This window comes from Photorhabdus africana (assembly GCF_035181445.1).
Taxonomy (GTDB): domain Bacteria; phylum Pseudomonadota; class Gammaproteobacteria; order Enterobacterales; family Enterobacteriaceae; genus Photorhabdus; species Photorhabdus laumondii.
Window position 1 is genome coordinate 1 of the sequence record NZ_JAXBVE010000333.1, and the last position, 223, is coordinate 223.

The following is a 223-nucleotide window of genomic DNA, read 5'->3' on the forward strand; positions in this document are numbered from 1 at the left end:
GGTGTTGTCGCTCAGGATTTGCAGGGCCCGGCTGATGGGCTGTTCGCCGCTGATGACCTGTTCAAGGGCGCTGAGGGCCTGCGGGATATCGGTGAAATCACGAATATCCAGGTTGTTCATGGCCGCGCGCCAGGTGGCGGTGTAGTCCCCCAGGTACTGCTCGGTGATTTGTCGCTGGATTTCCTGCCGGTCCGTGTCGCTGTATTGCACGTTGTGTGACAGG

1 protein-coding gene is annotated in these 223 nt (G+C 60.1%); it reads right to left on the reverse strand.

The window, feature by feature from the left end; translation table 11 throughout:
- On the reverse strand, positions 1 to 223 hold a 223-nt coding region (locus SLS51_RS23975), incomplete at both ends, for an ImcF-related family protein (RefSeq protein WP_323840941.1).